General features: G+C 66.2%; 20 protein-coding genes. 13 read left to right on the forward strand and 7 right to left on the reverse strand.

Translation table 11 applies throughout. From position 1 onward, the window contains the following. Positions 1 to 10 precede the first annotated feature (10 nt). The 6 genes from glgB to QO014_RS14735 all read left to right on the forward strand — a co-directional run bounded on the left by glgB (position 11) and on the right by QO014_RS14735 (position 9,311). On the forward strand, positions 11 to 2,227 hold the full coding sequence (gene glgB / locus QO014_RS14710) for a 1,4-alpha-glucan branching protein GlgB (protein ID WP_266349479.1): 2,217 nt from the start codon (positions 11 to 13) through the stop codon (positions 2,225 to 2,227). Positions 2,228 to 2,266: 39 nt separating this feature from the next. Next, positions 2,267 to 3,532 (forward strand): glucose-1-phosphate adenylyltransferase, encoded by a 1,266-nt coding sequence (gene glgC / locus QO014_RS14715; RefSeq protein WP_266349480.1) that lies wholly within the window; start codon positions 2,267 to 2,269, stop codon positions 3,530 to 3,532. A 14-nt stretch (positions 3,533 to 3,546) separates the two neighbouring features. Continuing rightward, a complete protein-coding gene (gene glgA, locus QO014_RS14720; RefSeq protein ID WP_266349481.1) occupies positions 3,547 to 5,001 on the forward strand; it encodes a glycogen synthase GlgA in 1,455 nt (484 codons plus the stop codon). A 17-nt stretch (positions 5,002 to 5,018) separates the two neighbouring features. Then, positions 5,019 to 7,091: a glycogen debranching protein GlgX gene (gene glgX / locus QO014_RS14725; RefSeq protein ID WP_266349482.1), complete on the forward strand. Its 2,073-nt coding sequence runs from the start codon at positions 5,019 to 5,021 to the stop codon at positions 7,089 to 7,091. A 114-nt stretch (positions 7,092 to 7,205) separates the two neighbouring features. Then, positions 7,206 to 8,147: a hypothetical protein gene (locus tag QO014_RS14730; protein WP_266349483.1), complete on the forward strand. Its 942-nt coding sequence runs from the start codon at positions 7,206 to 7,208 to the stop codon at positions 8,145 to 8,147. A gap of 54 nt (positions 8,148 to 8,201) precedes the next feature. Then, positions 8,202 to 9,311 (forward strand): GNAT family N-acetyltransferase, encoded by a 1,110-nt coding sequence (locus QO014_RS14735; RefSeq protein WP_266349484.1) that lies wholly within the window; start codon positions 8,202 to 8,204, stop codon positions 9,309 to 9,311. A 13-nt stretch (positions 9,312 to 9,324) separates the two neighbouring features. On the opposite strand, the gene QO014_RS14740 is transcribed toward QO014_RS14735, so the two are convergent. Genes QO014_RS14740 through QO014_RS14755 form a run of 4 tightly spaced genes read right to left on the reverse strand, consistent with a single transcriptional unit; the run spans position 9,325 to position 13,371 of the window. Further along, entirely contained in the window at positions 9,325 to 10,773 is a 1,449-nt protein-coding gene (locus QO014_RS14740) for a lipopolysaccharide biosynthesis protein (RefSeq protein ID WP_266349485.1), read from the reverse strand. After that, positions 10,767 to 12,104: a VpsF family polysaccharide biosynthesis protein gene (locus tag QO014_RS14745; RefSeq protein ID WP_266349486.1), complete on the reverse strand. Its 1,338-nt coding sequence runs from the start codon at positions 12,102 to 12,104 to the stop codon at positions 10,767 to 10,769. The genes QO014_RS14740 and QO014_RS14745 overlap by 7 nt, the downstream gene beginning before the upstream one ends. After that, positions 12,101 to 13,198 carry an acyltransferase family protein gene (locus QO014_RS14750; protein ID WP_266349487.1) on the reverse strand — a complete coding sequence of 366 codons (1,098 nt, stop codon included), beginning with the start codon at positions 13,196 to 13,198 and terminating at the stop codon, positions 12,101 to 12,103. Before QO014_RS14750 ends, QO014_RS14745 begins: the two co-directional genes overlap by 4 nt. Further along, positions 13,195 to 13,371 carry a hypothetical protein gene (locus tag QO014_RS14755; RefSeq protein WP_266349488.1) on the reverse strand — a complete coding sequence of 59 codons (177 nt, stop codon included), beginning with the start codon at positions 13,369 to 13,371 and terminating at the stop codon, positions 13,195 to 13,197. The genes QO014_RS14750 and QO014_RS14755 overlap by 4 nt, the downstream gene beginning before the upstream one ends. 188 nt (positions 13,372 to 13,559) lie before the next feature. On the opposite strand from QO014_RS14755, the gene QO014_RS14760 reads away from it, so the two are divergent. Both QO014_RS14760 and QO014_RS14765 read left to right on the forward strand, forming a co-directional pair. Next, complete coding sequence (locus QO014_RS14760) at positions 13,560 to 15,731, forward strand: Wzz/FepE/Etk N-terminal domain-containing protein (RefSeq protein WP_266349489.1); 2,172 nt, start codon at positions 13,560 to 13,562, stop codon at positions 15,729 to 15,731. Between the two features lie 2 nt (positions 15,732 to 15,733). After that, entirely contained in the window at positions 15,734 to 16,783 is a 1,050-nt protein-coding gene (locus QO014_RS14765) for a glycosyltransferase (RefSeq protein ID WP_266349490.1), read from the forward strand. Here QO014_RS14765 and QO014_RS14770 read toward each other — a convergent pair. Continuing rightward, complete coding sequence (locus QO014_RS14770; RefSeq protein WP_266349491.1) at positions 16,780 to 17,871, reverse strand: endo-1,4-beta-xylanase; 1,092 nt, start codon at positions 17,869 to 17,871, stop codon at positions 16,780 to 16,782. The genes QO014_RS14765 and QO014_RS14770 overlap by 4 nt on opposite strands. Positions 17,872 to 18,174: 303 nt before the next feature. On the opposite strand from QO014_RS14770, the gene QO014_RS14775 reads away from it, so the two are divergent. Both QO014_RS14775 and QO014_RS14780 read left to right on the forward strand, forming a co-directional pair. Next, on the forward strand, positions 18,175 to 18,960 hold the full coding sequence (locus QO014_RS14775; RefSeq protein WP_266349492.1) for a WecB/TagA/CpsF family glycosyltransferase: 786 nt from the start codon (positions 18,175 to 18,177) through the stop codon (positions 18,958 to 18,960). 15 nt (positions 18,961 to 18,975) lie between these two features. After that, on the forward strand, positions 18,976 to 20,208 hold the full coding sequence (locus QO014_RS14780) for a glycosyltransferase (protein WP_266349493.1): 1,233 nt from the start codon (positions 18,976 to 18,978) through the stop codon (positions 20,206 to 20,208). A gap of 6 nt (positions 20,209 to 20,214) precedes the next feature. On the opposite strand, the gene QO014_RS14785 is transcribed toward QO014_RS14780, so the two are convergent. Continuing rightward, on the reverse strand, positions 20,215 to 21,282 hold the full coding sequence (locus tag QO014_RS14785) for a glycosyltransferase (protein ID WP_266349494.1): 1,068 nt from the start codon (positions 21,280 to 21,282) through the stop codon (positions 20,215 to 20,217). A gap of 82 nt (positions 21,283 to 21,364) precedes the next feature. Here QO014_RS14785 and QO014_RS14790 point away from each other — a divergent pair, with 82 nt between their 5' ends. After that, positions 21,365 to 22,834: a glucosamine inositolphosphorylceramide transferase family protein gene (locus QO014_RS14790; protein WP_266349495.1), complete on the forward strand. Its 1,470-nt coding sequence runs from the start codon at positions 21,365 to 21,367 to the stop codon at positions 22,832 to 22,834. 57 nt (positions 22,835 to 22,891) lie between these two features. Here QO014_RS14790 and QO014_RS14795 read toward each other — a convergent pair whose 3' ends face one another. Then, positions 22,892 to 23,503: a DapH/DapD/GlmU-related protein gene (locus tag QO014_RS14795; protein WP_266349496.1), complete on the reverse strand. Its 612-nt coding sequence runs from the start codon at positions 23,501 to 23,503 to the stop codon at positions 22,892 to 22,894. A 184-nt stretch (positions 23,504 to 23,687) separates the two neighbouring features. Between QO014_RS14795 and phnC the strand changes: the two genes are divergently transcribed. Both phnC and phnD read left to right on the forward strand, forming a co-directional pair. Beyond that, entirely contained in the window at positions 23,688 to 24,497 is an 810-nt protein-coding gene (gene phnC / locus QO014_RS14800) for a phosphonate ABC transporter ATP-binding protein (RefSeq protein WP_266349497.1), read from the forward strand. 62 nt (positions 24,498 to 24,559) lie between these two features. After that, positions 24,560 to 25,492, forward strand: coding sequence for a phosphonate ABC transporter substrate-binding protein (gene phnD / locus QO014_RS14805; RefSeq protein ID WP_266349498.1), 933 nt, complete (start codon positions 24,560 to 24,562; stop codon positions 25,490 to 25,492). The last annotated feature ends 60 nt before the right edge of the window (positions 25,493 to 25,552 follow it).

Genomic DNA, 25,552 nt, shown 5'->3' on the forward strand with positions numbered 1-25,552 from the left:
GGGAGTTGCAATGAAGAGTTGGCGCGCTGACGAAGCCGATGTTCAGAGTTTGGTAGCAGCTCGCCACGGAGATCCATTCTCCCTTCTTGGTTTGCAGGAGACCCCGGACGGGCTTGCCGTCCGGGCCTTTGTTCCCGATGCCGAGGCCGTCGAGATCGTCGGCCTCGATGGTGCGCGCATCACCGTGCTCGAACGGCGCGGACACACCGATTTCTTCGAGGCGCTGGTCGGCGCAAGGCGGCAGCGCTTTCCCTACCGGGTCAAGGCGCGCAATGCGGGCGGGGAATGGGTTTTCGCCGATCCCTACGCCTTTGGTCCGATTCTCGGGCCGATGGACGATTATCTCCTGGTCGAAGGCACGCACCGCCAGCTCTATGAGCGGCTCGGCGCCCATCCCATGCGGCACGAGAATGTCGAGGGCGTGCATTTTGCGGTGTGGGCTCCCGATGCGTTGCGCGTCTCCGTCGTCGGCGATTTCAACGCCTGGGACGGCCGCCGCCATCAGATGCGCAAGCGCATCGACAGCGGCCTCTGGGAAATCTTCGCGCCCGCTCTTGCCGAGGGCACGATGTACAAATTCGAGATCGTCGGTCCCGACGGCGTCGTGCTGCCGCTGAAGGCCGATCCGTTCGGCTTCGGCAGCGAGATGCGGCCGTCCACGGCGTCCGTCGTGACGCGGACGGACAATTTCAGCTGGAACGACGATGACTATCTCGAGGCGCGGTCGAAGGGCGATCCGCGCCGCAAGCCGATGTCGACCTACGAGGTGCATCTCGCCTCGTGGCAGAAGAACGATGGCTGGAAGTTCCTCACCTATGACGAACTGGCCGACCGCCTCGTGCCCTATGCGGTCGAGATGGGCTTCACCCATATCGAGCTGATGCCGGTCTCCGAGCATCCTCTCGATGCGTCCTGGGGCTATCAGCCGATCGGCCTCTTCGCGCCCACGCGCCGCCATGGCGATCCCGCCGGCTTTGCGCGCTTCGTCGATCGCGCGCATCAGGCCGGGCTCGGCATCATCCTCGATTGGGTGCCGGCGCATTTTCCGACCGACCAGCACGGCCTCGCTCATTTCGACGGCAAACCGCTTTACGAGCACTCCGATCCGCGCCGCGGCTTCCACCCCGACTGGAACACGGCGATCTATGATTTCGGCCGGCGCGAGGTGGCGAATTTCCTGTCGGCGAGCGCGCTCTACTGGCTCGATCGCTATCATGTCGACGGGCTGCGCGTCGATGCGGTCGCCTCGATGCTCTATCTCGATTATTCGCGCAAGCCCGGCGAATGGCTGCCCAATCCCGACGGCTCGAACCAGAACAACGATGCCGTCGCCTTCCTCCAGCGCGTCAACAAGCTCGCCTATGGCGAGCATCCCGGCACCACGACGATTGCCGAGGAATCGACCTCATGGCCGGGCGTCTCGCAACCTGTGCATAGCGGAGGACTCGGCTTCGGCTTCAAGTGGAACATGGGCTGGATGCACGATACGCTCGACTATATGTCGCTCGATCCGGTCTATCGCCGCTATCATCACGACAAGCTGACCTTCGGGCTGCTCTACGCATTTTCCGAGAATTTCGTGCTGCCGCTCAGCCATGACGAAGTGGTGCACGGCAAGCGCTCGATCCTCGGCCGCATGCCGGGCGACGAATGGCAGCAATTCGCCAATCTGCGCGCCTATTACGGGCTGATGTGGGGCCATCCCGGCAAGAAGCTCCTGTTCATGGGGCAGGAGTTCGGTCAGCGGAACGAGTGGAACTTCGACCAGAGCCTCGAATGGCACCTGCTCGACTATCCCCTCCATGCCGGGGTCAAGGATTTCGTTCGCGACCTCAATCGCGCCTATCGCGAGCGGCCGGCGCTGCATGCGCGCGACTGCGAGGGCGACGGCTTCCGCTGGGTGGTAGCCGACGATAAGGACCAGTCGGTCTATGCCTTCCTGCGCTTCGGCGGCCCCGACGATCGGCCGATCGTCGTGATCTGCAATTTCACGCCCATCGTGCGCTATGGCTATCGCATCGGCCTTCCCCATGCCGGGCGCTGGCGCGAGGTGTTGAATTCCGACGCCTCGATCTATGGCGGTTCGGGTCTCGGCAATCTCGGCGCCGTCGAGGCGTCGGCGCTGCCCGCGCACGGATTGCCGGCCTCGGCGGACCTCATCCTGCCGCCGCTCTCCACGCTCTTCCTCGAATATGATCCAGCGGCGAAAGCCGATCTTATCCAGTAGCACCGGCGTTCAAAAAGCGCGTTTGGGAGGAATCAAGGGATGGAACGGTCTGGAACGAATGCGCCGCTCGCGCGCCACGCCATGGCCTTCGTGCTCGCGGGAGGGCGCGGCAGCCGGTTGATGGAATTGACGGATCGGCGCGCCAAGCCGGCCGTCTATTTCGGCGGCAAGTCGCGGATCATCGATTTCGCGCTGTCGAATGCGGTGAATTCCGGCATCCGCCGCATCGGGGTCGCCACGCAGTACAAGGCCCACAGCCTCATCCGCCATCTGCAGCGCGGCTGGAACTTCTTCCGTCCCGAGCGCAACGAGATCTTCGATATCTTCCCGGCCAGCCAGCGCGTCGCCGAGGACCAGTGGTATCAAGGCACCGCCGACGCGGTCTATCAGAACCTCGACATCCTGAAGGACTACGACACGCGCTATTTCGTCGTGCTCGCCGGCGATCACATCTACAAGATGGATTACGAGGGCATGCTGCAGCAGCATGTCGATTCCGGCGCCGATGTGACGATCGGCTGCCTCGAGGTGCCCCGCATGGAGGCGACCGGCTTCGGCGTCATGCATGTCGACGCGACCGACCGTGTCCTCTCCTTCATCGAGAAGCCCAAGGATCCGCCGGCCATGCCGGACAAGCCGGATCGGGCGCTCGCCTCGATGGGCATCTATGTCTTCAGCACCAAGTTCCTGATCGAGGAACTGGAGCGCGACGCCGACGACCCCCATTCGAGCCATGATTTCGGCAAGGACATCATCCCGAACATCGTCAAGAACGGGAAGGCCATCGCCCATCATTTCGAGGATTCCTGCGTCCGCTCGCGCGCGGAATCGATCACCTATTGGCGCGATGTCGGCACGGTCGATGCCTATTGGGAGGCGAACATCGACCTGACCAGCGTGGTGCCGGATCTCGATCTCTATGACCGCGACTGGCCGATCTGGACCTATGGCGAGGTGACGCCGCCGGCCAAGTTTGTCCACAACGAGGAGAACCGCCGCGGCTATGCGCTGTCTTCGCTCGTCTCGGGCGGCTGCATCGTCTCGGGCGCGGCGCTCAACCGGGCGCTGCTCTTCACCGGCGTGCGCTGCAATTCCTATTCGCATGTCGAGAGCAGCGTCATCCTGCCCTATGCGGAGATCGGCCGCTCGGCCCGCCTTCACAACGTCGTCGTCGATTCCAGGGTACAGATCCCCGAGGGGCTGGTCGTCGGCGAGGATCCGGAACTCGATGCGAAGCGCTTCCGCCGCACCGAGAACGGCATTTGCCTGATCACCCAGCCGATGATCGATGCACTCGACAAATGAGGCGTCCGAAGGGAATGAAGGCTCTGAAAGTCCTGTCGGTCGCGTCCGAGATCTACCCCTTCGTCAAGACGGGCGGGCTCGCCGACGTGGTCGGCGCGCTGCCGGCCGCGCTCGCGTCCGAGGGCGTGGCCGTCACGACGCTGGTGCCGGGCTATCCGGCGGTGATGGCGGCGGTCGAATCCTCGACCGAGGTCTATCATTATGCCGATCTCTTCGGCGTCGAGGCCCGCCTGGTGCGGGCCACGGTGCAGGGGCTCGATCTGCTCGTGCTCGACGCGCCGCGCTTCTTCGACCGGGCCGGCAATCCCTATCTCGGCGCGGACGGGCAGGACTGGCACGATAATCCCCAGCGCTTCGCGGCACTCTCCCGCGTCGCCGCCGATCTCGGCCTCGGCCGGGCGCCGCTCTATGTGCCGGATGTCGTCCATACCCATGACTGGCAAACGGGCCTGACCGCCGCCTATCTCCATTATTCCGGCGAGCCGCATGCGCCGACCGTGATGACGGTCCACAATCTCGCCTTCCAGGGCCAGTTTTCCCCGTCGCTCCTCTCCGCGATCGGCCTGCCGCCCTACGCCTTCGGCATGGATGGCGTCGAATATTACGGCACGATCGGCTATCTGAAGGCTGGCCTGCAGCTCTCCGATCGCATCACCACGGTGTCGCCGACCTATGCGGCCGAGATCCGCACGCCCGAGGGCGGCATGGGCTTCGACGGCTTGCTGCGCAGCCGCGCGGCCGTCGTATCCGGCATATTGAACGGCATCGATACGACCACCTGGGATCCGGCGACCGATCCGCTGATCGCGGCGCCCTTCGATCTCAAGCGGATCGAGGCGCGCGCCGCCAACAAGGCGGCCTTGCAGGAACGGCTGGGTCTTGCAATCGACCCGGACGCGCAGCTCTTCGGTGTCGTCAGCCGGCTAACCTGGCAGAAGGGGCTCGACCTGCTCGTCGACCGGCTGGGCATCCTGCTCGGCACGGGCGCGCAGCTCGCCATCCTCGGATCGGGCGATGCCACGATCGCGGAGGGCCTTGCCTATGCCACCGTGCTCAATCCCGGCCGGGTCGCCATGGTCAATGGCTATAATGAAGGCCTCGCCCATCAGATCCAGGCCGGCAGCGACGTGATCCTCGTTCCCTCGCGCTTCGAGCCCTGCGGCCTGACGCAACTCTGCGCGCTGCGCTATGGCGCGATCCCGCTGGTCGCGCGCGTCGGCGGCCTCGCCGATACGATCATCGACGCCAATGAAGTGGCGCGGGCGGCTGGCATCGGCACGGGCATCCAGTTCGGATCGGTGACACCGGCCGGCCTCGAGGCCGCGATCCTGCGGGCGGCCGAGCTCTGGCGCGACAAGCCCTATTGGCAGGCTATGCAGAAGAACGCGATGAAGACGGATGTCTCCTGGAGCCGTCCGGCCGCAACCTATGCCGCGCTCTATCGCTCGATGGTCGCCATTCCGCAGTGAGGGGAGACGAAGCGCTGATGCAGGACGGGGTCGGTATCGGGGCGCCTGGGCCATTGGGTGTCACGCCCGACAATGCCGGGGTCAATGTCGCGGTTCACTCCGCCCATGCCGAGGCGATCCATCTATGCCTTTTCGACGAGAACGGCGCGGAGGAGACCCGGCGCATCCGCCTGCCGGTGCGAACGGGCGATGTCTTTCACGGCCATATTGCCGGCGTGCAGCCAGGCATGCGCTACGGGCTGCGGGCTGAGGGGCCGTGGCGACCGGAGGACGGGCATCGCTTCAACCCCGCCAAGCTGCTCGTCGATCCCTATGCTCTGGCTCTGGATCGGCCGTTCACGCTGGATCACGCGCTGTTCGATGCGCGCCGGCTCGGGCAGCCCTTCGACGCGGTCGACAGCGCGCCCTTCGTGCCGAAGGCGATCGTGACGGCGCCGGCGCCGATCGCCGCGCGCTTGGCCCGCCCGATCACCTGGCGGCGCCAGGTCATCTATGAGCTGCATGTCCGCGGCTTCACCAAGCTCAATCCGGACATTCCGGAAGCGCTGCGCGGCACCTTTGCCGGTCTCGCCCATCCCGCCGCGATCGCCCATCTGAAGGCACTCGGCATCACCATGGTCGAGTTGCTGCCAGTCGCCGCCTGGCTCGACGAGCGCCATCTGCCGCCGCTCGGCCTCAACAATTACTGGGGCTACAACCCGATCGCCTACTGCGCGCCCGATCCGCGCCTGGCGCCGGGCGGATTGGCTGAAATCCGGGATTGCGTCGCGGCGCTGCACGAGGCCGATATCGCGGTGATCCTCGATGTCGTCTTCAACCATTCCGGCGAGAGCGACGAACTAGGGCCGACCGTCTCGATGCGCGGCCTCGACAATGCGAGCTATTACCGGCTGTGGCCGGATGACCGGCGCTACTACACCAACGAGGCCGGCTGCGGCAATGTCCTGGCCGTCGATCGGCCGGCTGTGTTGCGGCTGGTCATGGATGCCTTGCGCATCTGGGTCGAGCGCACCGGCATTGACGGCTTCCGCTTCGACCTCGCGACGACGCTGGCGCGCCGCGCCGATGGCTTCGATCCGGCCGCGCCCTTCCTCGCCGCGATGGAGCAGGATCCGCTGCTGCGCGATCTGATCTTGATCGCCGAGCCCTGGGATGTCGGCATGGGCGGCTATCAGCTCGGCCGGTTTCCGCCGGGCTGGGGCGAGTGGAACGATCGCTACCGCGATACGATGCGCCGTTTCTTCCGCGGTGATGCCGGCATGCTCGGCGAACTGGCGACGCGTGTTGCGGGATCGGCCGATATCTTCGCCGGCCGCCATCGGCCGCTCTCGCGCAGCGTCAATTTCGTGACCGCCCATGACGGCTTCACCCTCGCCGATCTGGTCTCCTATGAGCGCAAGGAGAACCACGCCAATGGCGAGCGCAATCGCGACGGCACCGACGACAACAAGTCATGGAACAATGGCGTCGAGGGGCCGACCGATGATCCGGCCATCATCGCGCGCCGCCGCGCCGACATGGCGGCGCTGCTCGCCGCGCTGATCTTTTCGCGCGGCACGCCGATGCTTTCCATGGGCGACGAACTGGCGCGGAGCCAGAACGGCAACAACAACGCCTACGCCCAGGATGGGCCGATCGCCTGGCTCGACTGGGCGAAGGCCGATCGCGACCTGTTCGACTTTGCGTGCCGGATCATCGAACGCCGCGCCGCCCATCCGGCACTGCACGATCCGCGCCCGCTGACCGGTCGGGCGACCGTGGCCGGTGACGCGCCGGATGTGAGTTGGCTCGATGCGGACGGTGCCGAACTCGACGTGGCGGGCTGGAATGCGGCGGAGGCCCGCACGCTGCTCATCCGTTTCCACGCGGCGGAGGCAGATGATCAGGTGCTCGTCCTGCTCCATGCCGGTGCTGAGGCGAAGCGCGTCACCTTTCCGGTGCCGCGTCCGGGCCGGGCCTGGCATGTCGCGATCGATTCCGCCGTCCTCGTCCCGGTGCCGCGGGAGACCGTGACCAGCCATCTGGCGCAGCCCCGTTCCGTTGTGCTCGTCGAGGAAATCGCGATCCCGCCGATCCTGGCCGGCCCGTGACGGCAAGAGGTCGGGCAAGGCGCCGCACCTTTACCTTAATGCCGCGAATTGTTGGTAATTTCGGTGGAACGGACTTAGTTATCCGGCGACAGATGAAAGGGCCGGGAGAGCCAGATGTCCGACGCCATTCTGCGGAACTGGGATAAGGGCAATGTCGCGCGCTGGGGCAAGGAGCCCCTGCTGATCGAACATGGCTTGCACGAAAATCCGCTCTTCACGCGCCAGGCGCTGGCCGAACTGATCCAGCGTTTCCCCAAGGAACATTATGCCCTCGTCCATACGGGCAATCGCGGCGACGCCAAGAGGACATGGCGCGAGGGCGAAGTCGGCGATCTCAACGGCCAGGAAGTCATCGAGGCGATCGGCGCCGGGCGGATGTGGCTCAACCTGCGCAATGTGAAGACGGTCGATCAGCGCTATGGCGAACTGCTCGATGCGATCTTCGAGGAAATGGCGCGGCGCGTGCCGCGTTTCGACACCTTCAATCGCGGCATGGGCATCCTGATCTCCTCGCCCAACGCGCAGGTCTATTATCACGCCGACCTGCCGGGCCAGTCGCTATGGCAAATCTCCGGCCGCAAGCGCGTCTATCTCTATCCCGCCGCCGAGCCCTATCTGCCGCAGGCGGAGCTCGAGAAGATCGCGCTCTTCGGCGTCGAGGTCGATATGCGCTACGATCCCCTCTATGACCGCGATGCGCTGGTCTTCGACCTGGAGCCGGGGCAGATGCTGACCTGGCCACTCAATGCGCCGCACCGGGTCGAGAATTACGACGTGCTCAATATTTCGGTCACCACCGAGCACTGGACCGACGAGATCCGCCGCTCGCAGATGGTGACGGTCGCCAATGGCATATTGCGCCAGCATTTCGGCATCCAGCCCGGCGGACGGTCGCTTCACGGCCCCGTCTTTCTTGCCAAGGCCGCGTTGCAGGCGGGTTGGCGGCGGAGCCCCTGGATGAAGCGCGAGCGCCGCAAGCGCCGTCCGATCGATTTTCGCCTAGCGCGCGGCGCGCCCGGCACGATCATCGACATCCCCGCTTATGTCGTCCGCTGATCGCGGCCGATGAAGCCAGTCGGTAGAACCGATGCGGGATCGGCGGACTGGCGCGTGAGCATCCATGCGCGCTGGAGCGATGCGGCCGATCTCTGGCGGCCATTGTTCGATGCGCCGCAAGGCTCGCCGTTCCAGTCGGCGCGCTGGCTGGCGCGCTGGTACGAGACCTTCGGCAGCAGGCCGGGCGTCACGCCCGTGCTCGTCCATGTCGCCGATGCGGCGGGCCGGCCGGCGCTCGGTCTGCCGCTCGTCATCCGCAAGGTCGGCGGCCTGCGCCAGCTCGAATTCGCCGATCTGGACGTCTCCGACTACAACGCGCCGCTCGCGGGTATCGCTGCGCCACAGGATCGGCGCGAGGCGTTGGCGCTCTGGGCCGCCATCCGCAAGGCACTGCCGGCGGCAGACTGCGTCCTGTTCGAGAAGATGCTGCCCGAGATGAACGGGCGGCCCAATCCGCTCGCGCTCGCTCTGCCCGTCCGGCCCTCGTCGCTCTTCGGCAGCTATCTGCGCGTCGAGACGGACTGGGAGGGCTGGCTGCGCGCACAGGACAAGCATTTGCGCAAGGAACTCGGCCGTTTCTGGCGTGTCTTCACGCGCGACGAACGCGCCCGCTTCGATGTCATCACCGATCTCGACGAAGCATTGCGCCGCTATGGCCAGCTCGAAATCCAGCAGAGTGCGCGGATCAAGGGGCTCGGTCTGCCCTATCTGCTCGACGATCCGCTCTATGCCGGCTTCTATCGCGCGCTGCTGCGGGACGGCCTCGACGACGGCTCGGTGATTTTCGCCGCGCTGACGGCGGGCGATAAACTCGTGGCGGGCCTGCTCGGTGTCGCCTCCGGCGACCATCTGACCTTCGTGCGCATCTCGGCCGCGCTGGACGAATGGTCGAATTGCTCGCCGGGACGGCTGGTGATCGAGCGCAGCATGGAGGCGCTGTCGCGGGGTGGCTTCCGCACCTTCGATTTCGGGATCGGCGATTATCCCTACAAACGCAGTTTCGGGCCCGAAACCATTCCGCTGGTCGAACTCTATCAGGCGCTTTCCTGGCGCGGGCGGCCGGCCGTGGCCCTTGCCGCGTGCAAGGCGGCGGCGAAGGCCGGCATCAAGCGCCATCCCGCGCTGGAGCGCTTCGTGCGCCGGCTCATGGGGCGCGCCGCCTGATCGGCACGGGGTTTCAGACCGGCGCGGGCATGCGGCGCGACATGAGCCGCATTGCGATGCGGCGGGCATCAGCCTGATAGGCGAGTGCGATCGCGCCGGCATAGATCGCCATGCCGGCGAGGATCGTCGCCACCAGCGCCGCGATCGACTGGGCGGGCGGGATCCAATGGAGGCCGACCGTCATGGCGACGGTCGCGAGCAGGATCTTGCCGATATCGACATACGGGATGACGAAGCCCATCCGCCCGACCGCCAGGGCGGCGCTGACGATCGCCGCGATTGCCGATCCCGCTGCGGCGCCGATCACCGCGCCCACGGGGCCATGGATCAGCAGCCCGGCCGTGGTGAGCGCGACCGTCGCGACGATCTCGACGAGATCGACGATCGTGGCATAGGCGATGCGCTTTTCGAGTACGAAGATCTGGTCCGTGACATGGACATGCAGGAAGCGGATCGCGCCGGCCAGCGCGGAAAGCCCCAAGATGGTTGCCGTCATCTCGCGGTAGAGCGGCGCGATCAGGAGCTGCGTGGCCGGCGCGCCGATCATGATCAGGCCGGCGACGGTGGGCGCCATGACGCCGATCAGCAGGCTCGCATTGGTGCCGAGTTGCTGGAAGGCCTCCTGCCGCCGGCCTTCATTCAGAAGGCGCGCGGCGATCGGGAAGGCGGCCGCCGCAACGAGCATCGCGCCGAATGACGCGCAGCGCCGCCCGAGACCCCAGCCGACCGCCATCAAGCCGAAGGCGGTGGCGCCAGAGACATGCTCGACGATATAGCGGAAATTGTTCTCCGCGATCCATCCGAGCCCGAACAGCATCAGCACGGGGCCGCCATAGGAGAAGGCCGCCCGGACGATCGAGCCGCGCAGGACGCGCGGCAGGACCGCGAAGCCGATCAAGGGTGCGGCCACGAGATGGGCGATCAACTGCGCGATGCCATAGGCGAAGAGCAGCATATTGCTGGTCGGCGCGACCAGCTCGACGAAAGCGAGGCCGAGCGCGAAGCCGAGGATCGGGCCCACGGTCTGCAGGATGGTGTAGGCGCCGATATTCGACTGGGCCCGGGCGCGCTCGGAATAATGGCTGTTGGCGCCACGCGTCACATAGAAGAAGGCGATGATCGCGATCGACTGCCAGTTGAATTCGGCATGGCTCAGCATGAGCGTCGTCGCGAGGGCGGCGACGATGCTGACCGGCACGGAGATGGCGAGGATCGAGGCTTCGGTCTGCAGATAGTCCGCTCGCTCGGCCGCGCCGCGCTCGAACGGCATGAAGCGGAGCGCGTAGATCGAGAACCAGGAAAGCGCGATCAGGTTGACGAATTCCTGCGTCGCGGACACGAGCACATAGGTGCCCATCTCGCCCGGCTGCAGCCAGTAGGTCCACATGATCATGGAGAGCAGCTGGAAGGCCGGCGAGAGCAGTTGGGCCGGCAAGTAGCGTATGGTCTGGCGGATCAGCATGGCAGGAGATGTCCCGCGCCGGCGGGCGCGCGTTGGGGCATGACAGCCGCGATGAAGCGGCGGTCGAGCAGAATGAGCACCATGGCGGTGACGAGCGCGAAGTCGATCGTCTTGTTGGCGATGCCGGTCGAGGTCGAGGAGACGGCGAAATAATAGCCGAGCGGCAGCAGCCCGGCTGGTCCGACGAGGCGCAGGATTTCGGCCACGAAGGCGATGAGCCCGGCGAAGAACAGGACGGTCGTGATCACGCCGTAATAGGCGAAGAAGGCGACGACGAAGCTCTCGATCGCGATGGCGAGGCCGAGCCGGTGCTGGTTGGCACCGATATGGTCGAGATCGGGCGCGAAGATGAAATCGTGCCAGCTCGTGCCGTCAAAGACATGGAACATGGCGACGCGCGTCGCCGCGCTGCCGGAATCATCCTGGAAGCGGCCGATGAAACTGTCGAAGAAGCCGCTCTGGACCATGAACATGCCGAGCAGCCCGACCAGCATGACGGCGACGAGCACTCCGACCATGGAGCGCATGCTGAAACGGCGGCCGGCCAGGATGCCGAGGCCGACAAGGCCGGCCTTCAGCGCCAGGATCGCAAGCAGGCTGACCGTCGCGGCGCGGCCGCCAAAGGCCGTCATGGCGCCGAGATTATAGACGAGCAGGAAGCCGCGCAGCGGCAGCGGAAACCGCCTGCCGCCCGGCCCGGTCAGGATCAGCAGATAGATTCCGGTCAGCATCGCATTGCTCAGCGGATGGCCGAGCAGCGCCGTGGCGCGCCACTCATAGGTCAGGATTTTGCCGTCGTCATAGAAAGGGGTGAGCCGCAGCCCGGTGAAATATTCGAAATAGCCGATGGTCGAATTGAGCAGGAACAGCGCATGCAGGGCGAGCATGAGCCGCTCGGCGATCGGCAATGGCAGGGCCGCGATCGAGATGAACAGCGCCAGCGGGAGCACGAAGGTATCGGCGATCGCGGAAAGCGGCAGGTTCTGCACGGCCGACGCCTGATAGGTCAAAAGTGCGATGGCGAATGCGAAGACGATGAGGCCGGGCCGTTCCAGCGCGATCCGCGCGAGGAGCCGCGAGGGGCCGATCGCCACCGCCCAGAGCGCGAGCGCCGCCAACGCGACGAAAGTCGCGGGATGAAATTTCGCCAGCGCCGACCCACCGCTCGAGGCATAGGGGAGGCCGGCCCATTGCAGCACCTTGGCCGAGATCAGATAGACCAGGGCCACGGCCGCGAGCGTCAGCGCGGTCGCGAGCGTGGCGGCGAGCGGCGTGCGGGCCGCCCTCGGGCGCGGGACGAAGGCGAAATCTTTCGTGGCCGCTCGGATCATGGCGTCGCTGCCTTGGCGGGGAGAGTGGCGGCGACCGGGCGGCCCGGCAGCGGTGCGCGGCGTGGCCGCTTGTCGATGCCGAGCAGCAGCAGTGCTGCCACGCGATGACGGATGACGACCTTGTGCAGTAGGATCGGCAGGCTGATGCCGGCGATCAGGGCAGCGGTGAAGAAGAGGCCGCGCGGCATGTCCGGCCACACGACATGGCCGAGCTTCCGGAGCGCTGCGGTGAAGAAGACGTGAAAGAGATAGATGCTGTAGGAATAGACGCCGATCGCGGCGAGCACCCGCGAGCGCAGCCGCAGGAAGAACAGGAACAGGCAGGCCGTCACGCCGAAGAGGAGGCCGAGGGCCGACTGGCGGGCGAAATCGAGCGTCGCAAGACCTTCAAGCTGCATCAGGTCGAGCACGAACAGCGCCGCGAGCAGCAGGCCGAGCGGCAGCAGGACGCGCCGCCGGCGCGTCTCGACATCGCCGACATGGCTTTCCACGCCCCAGAGCCGCAGCAATTGCCCGAGCAGGAAATAGGGCAGCAGATAGAGCGCCGAGCCGAGCGCGAAGATATCGTAGGGATCGAAGGTCCAGGCCGCGATGAAGACGGCGCAGGCGACCGGGAACAGCACCGTTGCGAAGGCCCGGGCATGATCGCCGATCACGAAATTGCCGACGAGCAGGCTGACCATGATCAGGAGCGTCGCCTGCAGATACCAATAATGCTCATAGGGCAGCAGGTAGATCTGCCACATCGGCGTGGCGAAGCCGCCGCCGGTCAGGCCGAAGAGCAGATAGAACAGGCTCGATACGACCACGAACGGAATGCCGATCCGGCGGAATTTCTTTCCGATCGCGAAATTGAGCGCGGCAAGATCCGGCACGGCGAGCGAAAAGACGTAGCCGGAGAGAAACGAGAAGAGCGGCATGCGGACATGCATGAAGAGCTCGGTGAAGAGCCGCCATGGGCTGCCGTCGCCCACCTGGAGCCCGTGCTCGATATCGTTGCCGATGACGTGATAGGCGACGAGCAGCACGCAGGCGATCCCGCGCAGCGTATCGAGATGCAGTTTTCTGTCGGGAGCGGCGGCGCGCATGCTCATGCGGTGCCACCAAGGCTGATCCGGCGCTGAGGCGCGATGCCGGCAAGAGAAAAGGCGGCGCCCCGGCCGGAAACAGAGGCCAGGACCTGAATAAAATACGACGCGTCTTGGCGCCCGCGCCGGTTCTGGACGTCGAAGGCTTGTCCGGCACTTTTGTTATTGTTGTTGGTCAAAGTAACGTCTCAATATATGTCGAATTCATTGTGTTTAATTTGATCTTAACCGGCAGATCGGGAAGGTTTGCCGCAATCGAACATCGTTTAGGGATCATTAATGCAGTTTCGGCCATATTGGCTCGCCGTTCGGTGCGCCGGCCCATAGACGATGATTGCGCGCCTGTTGACGCCCCCGACGGACCGACATGGCAGCCACGGCCTTCCGCCCGACAGATCGAACGCCGGACCGGGCCGCAGCGCCCGGCGGGCTGTTTGATGCGAGCGCGGATCAGGTCGAGCTTTCCGACGTGCTGGCGCAACTGCGCCGCCAATGGCTCACCATCCTCGTCTGCACGCTGCTGTTTCTGGGTGCCGGCTTTGCCTATGCGACCTTTGCCGACAAGATTTATACCGGCGCCACCCGCGTCCTGCTCGATCCGCGCGACAAGCGCATCGTCGGCACGGACGTCGTGCAGCCGACGCAGGGGACGGATGCCGGCTGGATCGAAACGCAGGTCGATCTCGTCACGGCCTCGGCCACGCTGCGCAAGGTCATCGACCGCGAGCATCTGATCGACGATCCGGAGTTCGGCGGTACGGGCAATGCAAGCGATGCCGATGCCGTGCTGCGTTCCTTTGCCGAGCATGTCCGCGCGGAGCGTTCGGCCGATACCTTCGTGATCGATATCATCGTATCGTCCATGTCGGCCGAAAAGGCCGCCCGGCTCTCCATGGCCGTGGCCGAGGCGTTCATCGAAAGCTCGACCGAGGCCAAGCAGAGCACGGCGCGCCAGGCCAATGCGCTGCTCCTGAAACAGATCGACGAATTGAAGGCGCTGGCGCGCGACGCCGACCAGCGCGTCGAAGCCTATCGCCAGTCGCATGGCATGGTCGATGTCGATGGCCGGCCGCTCGACGAGCAGACGCTGAAGCAGCTGAACGAGGCCTATATCGCGGCGAAGCTGAAGGCCGACAGTGCGGCCGAGCGGCAGAGGACGCTTGCGGCGATCATGCGCTCCGGCGCGGACGGCCTCGCATCGGCGCTCGATACGATCGATTCGCCCGTGCTCGGCCGGCTGAAGCTCGAATATGCGCTCGCCCTGAAGCAGCAGGCCGAACTCGGCCAGACGCTCGGCAACCGACACCCCAAAATGGCGGCGCTTGACGCCGATATCGCCCGCACGCGCAGCCTGATCATGCAGGAGCTGCGCAATCTGGCCGACAAGGCGCGGGTCGATGCCGATCTCGCCACGGCGCAGGCGGCGAGCACGGCTGCGGCCATGGCGGATGCGAAGCGCCGCGTCAGCGACACGAGCGAGGCGAGCGTCGCGCTCCGTGACCTCGAGAGCGAGGCGGGCATGCGGCGCGATGTCTACAAGGCGTTCGTCGCCCGCGCGCAGGAGACCGGACTGCTCGAGAACCTGCAGGTTTCCGATGCGCGCATCGTCTCTCCCGCGCAGGTGCCCCTGGTTCCGACCGCTCCGAAGAAGAAGATCATTCTCGGCCTGGCGCTGATCGGCGGCCTCGGCGTCGGACTTTCGCTCGCGCTCTATCGCGGCCGCGCCCGTATTCTCGCCATGCGGGCCAAGGCCGAGGCGGCCCAAAATGCCGCTGCCGCCGCGCCGCCGCTCGCTCCCGCCGCCGCCGAGGGCGACGATATTCTGGCCGAGTTCGCCATGCCAGTTGGCCTCGTCGAGGGCGACGGCCTGCCGGAGGGCGTTGCGGCCGAGGCGATGCGCGCCTTTGCCGACCAAGCGGCAGACGCGCTGGCGCAGCTTGCCGGCGTGTTGACGCGGCCCGACCAGACGGAAGGGCCTGCTGTCCATGTCGTCTTCGGCACGGCCGCGAGCGGCGCAATCGCCGCCGTGACCTTCGGCCTCGCCCGCGCCATGGCCGAGGGCGGCGTCCAGACGCTGCTGCTCGACGCCAATGACGGTCCCGTCACGGTCGGCGAGGCCTTCATCGACGGCGCGGCGCACGGCATTGTCGATGTCGAGGTCGATGATGCCGACCCGGCCGCGATCGGCACGACCATTCCCGGCACGACGATCGTGCTGCTGCCGGCGGCCTCGGGCGCGCTCAGGCATCGCATCGCCGGATATGGCGCGCGGATCGTCGAGACGATCGATGATGTGGCGGACGGTTTTCAGCATGTGCTCGTCGACCTCGGCCCGTCCTGCCCGCCGGCGCTCTTCCGCTCGCTCGCCGAAATCGCCGACGACATCGTGATGGTGGTCGACGCGGCGGAGGCCAATGCGCCGGAAATCGTCGCCATGTTCGCCGATCTGCGCGATCTCGTGCCCGAACTGCGCGGCATCGTCGCGGCGCGCGCTTTGCCGGCCGGGACGACGGTCGCACGCGACGCGGTTCCCGTCTGATCATGGCCGGCCAGCCGATCATCTATGTCGATGAGAGCCATCTCGGCCGCTTCGTGACGGGGCTCGAACGCATCACGCTCGAACTCTTCTCGCAGGAAGCACTCGCGCCGCTGCCGATCCGCCCGATCCGGGCCAGCGGCACCGCACGGATGATCGCGGCGCAGACGCTCCGCCTTCCCGCGCGGCTCGCCGTCGATCGTCACGCGCTGGCGCTCTGCCCCGGCTTTCCGCCCTCCATCCCGCTGTCGCTCTTCGGCGCCCGCGTCATCCCCTATATTCACGATTGTTTCCTGCTGACGCGGCCGCAGGATCTGAACTGGCGCGCGCGCATCTACATGGCGCCGGCCTTTGCCCATGCTGTGAAGCGCCTGCCCTGGTTCCTCGCCAATTCCGAGACGACGCGCTCCGAGCTGGCGCGCTTCGTCCGGCCCGATGCCGAGATCACACTCTATCGCCCGCGCATCCGCGACGTGTTCGGCGTCGCCGATCCGGCGCGGCCGCCGCGCGTCTGGCGAGCGGGCACGCCCCTCCGCCTGATCGCGATCGGCACGGTCGAGCCGCGCAAGAACCTCGCGGCCTCGGCGGCGATCGTCGCCGCGCTCCGCGCGCGCGGGATCGATGCGCATCTCGACATTGTCGGCCGTTTCGGCTGGGGCGACGAGACGACGGCGCTGCAAGCGGACCCGCATGTGACGCTGCACGGCTATCAGGAGGCTGAGGCCGTCCGCGCGCTGATCGGCTCCGCCCACGCGCTGATTTCCACCTCGCACGATGAAGGGCTCGGCCTGACGCTGCTGGAGGCGCAGCATGGCGGCCTCGATGTCATCGCCTCCGATCTTCCGGTCTTCCGTGAGGTGCTGGGCGCCTCCGGCCTCTTGGTCGATCCGGCCCGGCCCGGCGAGGCGGCGGATGCGATCATCGCCCGGGCGGGCGATCTCGAACGCGCGGCCGCGCTCGCCGCCGCCAATCTGGCGCGCTGGAACGCTTCGGCCGATCAGGATCGGCTGGCGCTGGTCGAGCGGTTGCAGCGGCATTTCCGGGTGCTCGCCTAAGCCGGCCGGCGCGCGGTGAAGGCCGCGCTCATTGCGCCATGCGCGGGCTTCGGCGCGAAATGCGCGTCGAAGGGAAGCGGGCGGGGCAATCGCGTCGCGTCGGGATCGGCTTCCCTCGCCGCGTGATCATACCAGCTCGCGCTGTCGGCGAGCTGCCAGGTGATCACCATCTTGACCGCCGGAACAGCCAGCACGGCCGTGAGGAATTGCCGGTAGTGCTCGGCTACGGCCGCATCCCGCGCGCCGATATCATCGGGAAAGACCGTGTCGTCGACATCGAGTTCGGTGATGTAGATGTCGATCTTGCGGGTCGCGAGCTCGGCGACGAAATCGGCGAAGGCCGCGTCGTCATGGGGCTTTTGCGGCAGCAGATGGCCCTGCAGGCCGACCGCGTCGAGCCGCGCGCCGTCATGCTGCAGCCGGTCGACGAGACCGAGCAGGCTCTTGCGGATCAGCGCGCCGTCCTCGGTCCAGGCCTCCGTCATTGCCTCGTTCAGCACGAGCCGCGCGGCCGGATCGGCGGCTGCGGTCCGCTTGAACGCGCGGGTCACATAGTCCTCGCCAAAGGCATCGAGCCAGGGGCCATCGCGAAAATGGCCGGGCAGGCGGTGGCCGGGCCAGAACGGCTCGTTGACCACGTCCCAGGAATGCAGCTGGCCGGCGAAATAGCCGACCGTCTCGTCGATATGCCGGTCGAGCGCGGCGCGCATCTCGGCAGTCGAAAGCGCCATCAGCCAGTCGGGCCGGCTTTCGTTCCATGCCAGCGTATGGCCGCGCACGGGGATGGCGGAGGCCCGGGCAAAGGCCAGGATCGCGTCGGCCTCGCCGGGCTGGAAGCTGTCCGCCGTGGGACGGAGGAAGCCGAACTTCATCGCATAGTCGACGGTAAAGATCCGCGCCTCGCGCCGGTAGAGCGCGGCCTGCGCCGGATCGGCGAGCGTGTCACTGGCGATGGAGGTTCCGAAGAGGAGCCCTTGCTCCGCCGCAATCGCGCCGAGTGATGCCGGCGCGGCAAAGCCCGGCTGTGCCTTTCCGGCAAGGCCGAGTCCCGCTAAGGCAAAAAGTGTTTCACGACGGGACAGTTTCACGGTGGGGCCTTCGAAGTGTTCCGGTTCTGGCCATGTTTCGCAAGTCCCGGGCCACGGTGCCGGACGGCGGGCCAGATTCACGCTCGATCGCGCGCAGCGTTGATTTTCCATGAGGAATTCGACGCCGGGCCGCTCATGGCTTGCGCCGGCCATGCCATCGGCGGGGCGCGTCGCGCCGTTCCGCCGGTCATGGCACGAGCCTTGCGGCTGGGTGACCCGACACAAAGAAGGGGGCGCCTCGCGCCAACGATCATGCCCCAGTATGGACATAACTCCTATCAGCCCCTGAACGATCTCGTTCGCATGGCCGAAGGCAGGCTCAACATTCGCGACCAGGACGAACTGGTCTCCCATGTCGTCGACGACGCGCTCGCCGGTCGCGGCGGCACGGTCTTCACGCTCAATCTCGATCATCTGGTAAAATTGCGCGACGAGCCGCGCTTTCGCGCCGCCTACCAGCGCGCCTCCTATGTCTCGGCCGATGGCGCGCCCGTCGTCACCATGGCCAAGGGTCTGGGCGAGCCCGTCGACCGCGTAACGGGCGCCGATCTGGTGCTGCCGCTCAGCCGCGCCGCTGCCGCGTCCGGCGTGCCGATCTACCTCTTCGGCACGGCCGACGCGGTGCGTGACAAGGCGGCCGCGCGCCTCATGAAGGAGATTCCGGGGCTCGCGATCGCCGGCTCGGAATCGCCGCCATTCGGCTTCGATCCCGAGGGCGAGGCGGCGCGCGTGGCGGCGGAGCGCATCGCGGCATCCGGCGCGCGGATCTGCTTCGTGGCGCTCGGCGCCCCGAAGCAGGAATACTTCGCCAATCTGGCTGTCTGCCGCGTGCCCGGCGTGATGTTCATCTGTGTCGGCGCGGCGCTGGATTTCATCGCCGGCGAAACCCGCCGTGCCCCCGTCGTCTGGCAGAAAGCCGGTTTCGAATGGGCCTGGCGGCTGCTACAGGAGCCGCGCCGCCTGGTCCGGCGCTATACGCGCTCGCTGCTTTATTTCTTCAACTATCGCCTTCGCGGCGCCGACGATCGTATGCTGAGGGTTGATCGACGACGGAATGGCGACGGTCGGCAGACCGGCTGGTTTGCGTGATTGCGGGATAGATCGATGGTCCATCGCCTCACAATGCTGCACCCGATCGATCCGCGCGGCCGCAAGGTCGGCGGGATCGAGACGCATGTCCGCCTGATGTACGAACGCCGGCCGGCCGATTTCTCCGTCCTGCTGGTCGGCATAGACGAGCGGGGCGATCTGGAGCTCGGCCGTCCCGTCAAGCTGCAGCTCGGCGATCACAGCGTCGATTTCCTGCCCGTCGCCCGCATTCCCGACAGCGAGATCCACACCGCAGCGAAGAAGCTCGGCCAGTCGGTGACGCTGCGCTTCGCGCTTGGCGCCCTGCGCTATCTGCCCACGATCCGCCGCCTCGGCGACGCGCCCGAGGCCACGACCGAATTGCAGCGCTTCGAGCTCGGCCTGATCGGGCGGCTGATCGGCCGGCCAGTCGTGCAGATCGTGCATGGCGAGGGCAGCCGCAAGGACAAGATGGATTCACTGATCCGCCGCTTCTGGTATCTGAATCTTGTCAATGAGCGCATCGCGCTGTCGCTCGCGAGCCGCATCGTCTGCGTCAATGCCAGCATCATCGAGCGCTTCAAGAAGATCGCGCCGCGGCTCCTGTCGAAATCGGAGCTGCTGACCGTTTCCGTCGACATGGACCGATTCACGGCGGCGCCGTTCCCGGACGACGACATATTCCGCATCGTCTTCGCGGGGCGGCTCGACAGCTTCAAGGATCCGGGGCTGATGTTCCAGACCATGCGGCGCCTGCACTGGTCGCTCGGCGGAAAGTTCGAGTTCCACTATGTCGGCACCAGCGATCCGCATCGCTTCCCCGAATTCCAGGCGATCGCACCCTATACGGTGCTGCACGGCTTCCAGGATTCGGCCGGCGTCGCCGCCGTGCTGCGCCACTGCCATGCCGGTGTCCTGACCTCCTATTTCGAGGGCATGCCGTGCTTCCTGCTCGAATTGCTGTCGAGCGGCCGCCCGATCGGTGCTGTCCGCCTGCCGCAGTTCGATTCGCTCGTCATCAATGGCGAGAGTGGGTTCCTGGTCGATCGGTCCGAGAGTGCGGCGGAGACGGCCGAGCGGCTGAGGGAGGGCTTTCTCGCGCTCCGGCAGCAAATGAGCGAGCGCAAGCTCGATCCGGCCGCGATCCGAAAGAAGGTGCTGCCCTATTCGACGCGCACGCAAATGCCGCGACTGTTCGACCGCCACCGCCGCCTCGCCCGCAAGGCGGCGCCGCCACGCACCGAGGCGCTGCGCGACGGTTCGTCCTGAGCGTGTTCAGCGCTGGGCGAGGACTTCGTCGAGCAGGTCCGCCCAAGCGTTGAACCCGGCTTCGACGGAGAAGATGCGCGCGCGCTCGATCCGAGGTGCCGGGTCGCCGGGCATCGCCAGTGCGGCATCGATCGCGCGGGTCATCGCCGCCGTGTCGCCGATCGGCACGATCGTGCCGAAATGGCCGCCATCGACGATTTCGCGCGGGCCGTCGCAATCGGTCACGACCAGCGGCAGGCCGGCGGAGAGAGCTTCCACGGCGACGAGGCCGAACGCCTCGGAGCGCGAGGCGATGACGCAGAGCCTGGCCATTCCATAGAGCGTCGCGGGGTCGACGAAGCCTGCGAGCTCGATGCGGTCGGCGAGGCCGAGACGGTCGATCTGGGCCTGGAGCCGGTCGTGTTCGGCGCCCTTGCCGGCGATGATCAGACGGGCGCCGGGCGTGGACACCGCGCCGAACGCCGTGATGAGGAGGTCGAAGCCCTTGTCGCCCGAGAGGCGTCCCAGCGCGACGACAATGGGCCGGCGGGCCAGAAGTGCCTGCGCGTCGGCCACCGGCTGTTGCGCCGGCACGGGATTATAGATCCGGACGGTCCGCGCGGGATCGGCGCCCCAGCGCTCGATCATGGTGCGGGTGAGCCCGTCGGAAACGCAGACGATCCGGCTCGCGAGCCGGCTGAGCAGCGGCAGGCCGTAATGGCCGGCGGCGGAGAGCATGCCGGTTTTGTATTCGAGGAAGCCATGAAACGAGATGATCAGCGATGTCCGGCTCCCGACGAGAAGCTTCGCCGCGGCGAGCTTGACCGCATTGCCGGTGATCGCCGTCAGCGTGGCGTCTGGCTTGAACGAGCGCAGCAATCGGGCGGCGGCGAGCGTGCTGCGGGCATTGCCCGTGCCGAGAATTTCGAGCCGGACGAGGGGGCTCAGAAGCGCGGACCCGTCGCCTTCCTCGTCGATCGCGAGCACGACTTCGTCGCCGCGCTCGGCAAAGAGCGAGGCGAGCAGCGCCCAGATCGGTTCGGCGCCACCACCGGAGAGGGAGCGCGTATAAAAGAGATACTTACGCTTTTGCATTAGTCGATCAGAGTTCGAGATCGTCTCGGCGTCATTTGGGGCCAGAGCCGTAAAGTCCATCCTAACCGGACGCCGGAATATCATGGCCATGCGCATCGCGGTGAAGCTCGATCCGGCCCGTCTGCGAGCCTGGCAGGTCCATGTGGTGGAAAGCCTCGCCACGGCTGGCCATGCCGTCACGGTCGTTGCTCATTCAGTCCCCGATCCATGGCCGGAAAGCGCCAGCCTGCTCCTGCGGCTTGAGTCATTGCTCTTCGGTATTCCCTCTGACAGCGCCATGGCCGAAAGGGCGTGGTCGGCGCTCGATCGTCCCGGGGGCGATAGCGGGAAAGCCGATCTGGTCGTCGATCTGGCGAATGGTACGGCTGATCCGCCGCAATCGGATCCGACGCTCGGCCTCACCTGCGATGGCGGCCCGTTCGAGACGGGCATCCTCGCCGCCATCCTCGATCGGCGCACGCCTGTGCTCGCGACCTCGCTATCCGATGAAGGCGGCCGGCGCGACCTGACGCAGGCGCGGCCTGCGGTCGAAAGTCCGGATAATGCGGCCGCCGCGCTCGGCATGCTCTATGGCCGGGCCGCTGCCATGCTGCTGCGCGATGTGGCACGGCTGGAGCATGGCATGCCAGCGGGGCTGGCACCGGTGGCCGGGATCTCCGGCGGGCGAGGGCCGGCGGCGTTTCTGGTCGATAGCCTCCGACGGCGCGTCGTCCGCCGGCTCGATCGCCTGCTCGGCCGCGGGCCGACATGGCATGTGGCGCTTCGAACCCGACAAGGCGCAGCGGGCTTTCCCGCCCTCGGCCCGCATGGCTTTCGCAGGCTCGCCGATGACGGCGCCCGCTTCTATGCCGACCCCTTTCTCTGGCAGGCGGAGGGCCGAACCTTCCTGCTGGTGGAGGAGTTCCCCTATGCCACCGGCAAGGGCGTGATCTCCTGCGCCGAGATTTCCTCCGATGGCACGGTCTCGCCGCCACGGATCGTGCTGGAGACGGATTGCCACCTCTCCTATCCCTTCGTCTTCGCCCATGACGGCGCAATCTGGATGATCCCGGAAACGTCGGGCCGGCGGACGGTCGAGCTCTATCGCGCCGACCCGTTTCCCGCCTCCTGGACGCTCCATGCCGTGCTCATGGACGATATCGATCTCTCCGATGTGACGATCGAGCAGATCGGTGATCGCTGGTGGATGTTCGGGGCATCGCGGGCGCGCTGGACGTCGAGCTGGGATGCGCTCTCGCTCTTCCATGCGCCGAGCCCTTTCGGTCCCTGGACGGCGCACCTGGGCAATCCCGTCAAGGTCGATCTCACCGCCGCGCGGCCGGCGGGGCGGCTGATGCGGATCGATGGACAATGGATCCGCCCGGCGCAGGATAGCGCCGGCGGCTATGGCGCAGCGCTCGCCTTTACAGCGATAGAGCGTCTCTCAGAGACGGACTTTGCCGAACGCGTGCTGAGCAGGGTGCGGCCCTGGGGCGACAATACCGGACTGCACAGCTATGACCGGACGGGAGCGGTCGAGGCGATCGACCTGTTTGGTCCGCGATCGGCATAGCGAGCCGCGTCCGCTCCGTGCCCGGCCTACGAAGGAGAAGACGGAAGGCAGAGAGACCTATCCGCCGTGCTTCTCAAGAAAGGCCTCGATCGGCAGCGCGCGGAAATCGGGCAAAGCGAGGCGCAGCCGCTCATGGTCCCAGTCCCACCAGCCGAGCGCCAGCAGCCGCTCCGCGATCGGCTCGGGAAAGCGCCGCTTGACCGGCTTTGCCGCCACGCCGACCGCTATCTCATAGGGGCCGACATCCTTGCTGACGACGGCGCCGGCGCCGATGATCGCGCCGGTTCCGATCGAGATGCCGGCGAGCACCGTCACGCCATGGCCGATCCAGACGTCATGGCCGATCGTGACGTGGTGGTCACGGCGCCATTCGAAAAATGAGTCCTCATCCGCTTCGCCGTCGAAATAATACGAGGCACGGTAGGTGAAGTGGGATTGCGAGGCGCGCCAATGTGGGTGATTGCCGGGATTGATCCTGACCGACGCGGCGATCGAGCAGAACTTGCCGATGGTCGAGTAGATCACGTCGCCATTCTCGGAGATGTAGGAATAATCCCCCATCTCCGTCTCGGTCAGCGACGTGCGCGCGCCGACCTGCGTGTAGCGGCCGAGGGCGGAACGGGTGATCTTGGCTGTCGGGTCGACGGTCGGCGTGAGGCTCAATCGCATGGTTCTATCCGGATCTGATGGGCGCCGGCGAAGGTGCAGAATCGTCATGACGCAATGATGAATGAGCCGGCGAATGAATAATTCGCAGGGCTGACAGGTCCTTACGGGTTTGTCCCCGGATGGTGTGGACTGTCACATCAGATTTGCATGGATCGGGGAGTATCGCCTCGCCCAGGAGATGCTCATGCTCGTTCTGAACGACGTTGCACGTCAGTACAATAACAAGGCCGCTGTTTCGGCCGTCAGCCTCACAGTCGATCGCGGCAGCTTTGTCGGCGTGATCGGACGCTCCGGCGCCGGTAAGTCGACGCTGCTGCGGATGATCAACCGCCTCGTCGATCCGACCGCCGGAACGATCGCCTTCGACGATATCGACGTCACGCGGCTTTCCGGCAAGGCGCTGCGCGATTGGCGCGCGCGCTGCGCCATGATCTTCCAGCAGTTCAATCTCGTCGGTCGTCTCGACGTGCTAACCAATGTGCTGATGGGCCGGCTCAACAAGGTCTCGACGCCCCGCGCCCTGCTGCGGCTCTGGAGCGAGGAGGACCGCGCGATCGCGCTGTCCGCGCTCGAGCAGTTCGACATTGCCGGCCTCGCCGCGCAGCGTGCCGACAGCCTCTCGGGCGGGCAGCAGCAGCGCGTGGCGATCGCGCGTGCACTGGTGCAGGAGCCCGACGTGATCCTGGCGGACGAGCCGATCGCCTCGCTCGATCCGCGCAACACCAAGGTCGTCATGGATGCGCTGCTGCGCATCAACAAGCACTACGGCATCACCGTCATGTGCAACCTCCATTCGCTCGAACTGGCGCGTGGCTATTGCGACCGCCTGATCGGCATGTCGGCCGGACGCGTCGTCTTCGATGGCGCCCCGGAATTGCTGACCGACGACGTCGCGCGCGGCCTTTACGGACTGGAAGCCGACGACGTCATCGAGACGGCGCCTGTCGCCAAACCTGAGCTTTCGCCCGGCGACGCCGTCGCCGTGGCGCTTTGATGCCCGTGCATCGGCATCCCAATCGGCGCCATGACGGCGTCGCCAACCACCGGAGAGACCCCATGTTCAACCGCCGTACCCTGATCGGTGCCGCCGTCGCCACGCTGGCGCTGGCCGGTGTCGCCCATGCCGAAGACTGGAAGGCCCAGTATCCGGAACTGACGATCGCCGTCATCCCGGCCGAGAATGCCTCGACCACCACCGATCGTTATCAGCCGCTGGCCGACTATCTCGGCAAGCAGCTCGGCGTTCCGGTCAAGCTCGCTGTGGCGACCGACTATGCGGCCGTAATCGAGGCGCAGCGCGCCGGCAACGCGCAGATCGCCTTCTACGGCCCGGCCTCCTATGCCCGCGCCGTGCTGACCGGCGTCGCCACCGAGCCGGTTGCCGTCTCGCGTCATTCGAACGGCCTGACCGGCTATTATTCGGTCATCTACACGCTCGCCAACAGCCCGAACAAGTCGATCGACGATCTGAAGGGCAAGAAGCTCGCCCTCGTCGACCCGAACTCCACCTCGGGCAACAATGCGCCGCGCTTCTTCCTGCATCGCGACGGCAAGGATGTCGACACGTTCTTCGGCGAGGCGATCTTCGCCGGCAGCCATGACAACGCCGTTCTCGCGCTCGCCCAGGGCACGGTCGACGCCGCCGCCAATTCCTGGAATTCGGAAGACGATTCCAACCTGACGCGCATGCTGACCAAGGGCATCCTCAAGGACGCCAATGGTAATCCGATGAAGAAGGAAGACTTCCGCATCGTCTTCAAGTCGGACTTCCTGCCCGAGGGCCCGTATTCGGTCCTGTCGTCGCTGCCGGACGATCTGAAGAAGCAGATCACCGAGGCTTTCCTTTCCATGCCGAAGAACGACAAGAAGGCCTTCGACGGCCTGTCGGACGGCAAGGACATCGAGTTCGCGCCGATCACCGCCAAGGACTATCAGCCGATCGTCGACATGGTGAAGTTCAACGACGAGCAGCGCAAGAAGAGCTCGTAAGCTCCTTCTACGCCTGAAATCGGAGGCGGCCGTCCAGCGGCCGCCTCTTCTTCGTGATGC

It is taken from the genome of Kaistia dalseonensis (assembly GCF_030814715.1).
Lineage (GTDB): Bacteria > Pseudomonadota > Alphaproteobacteria > Rhizobiales > Kaistiaceae > Kaistia > Kaistia dalseonensis.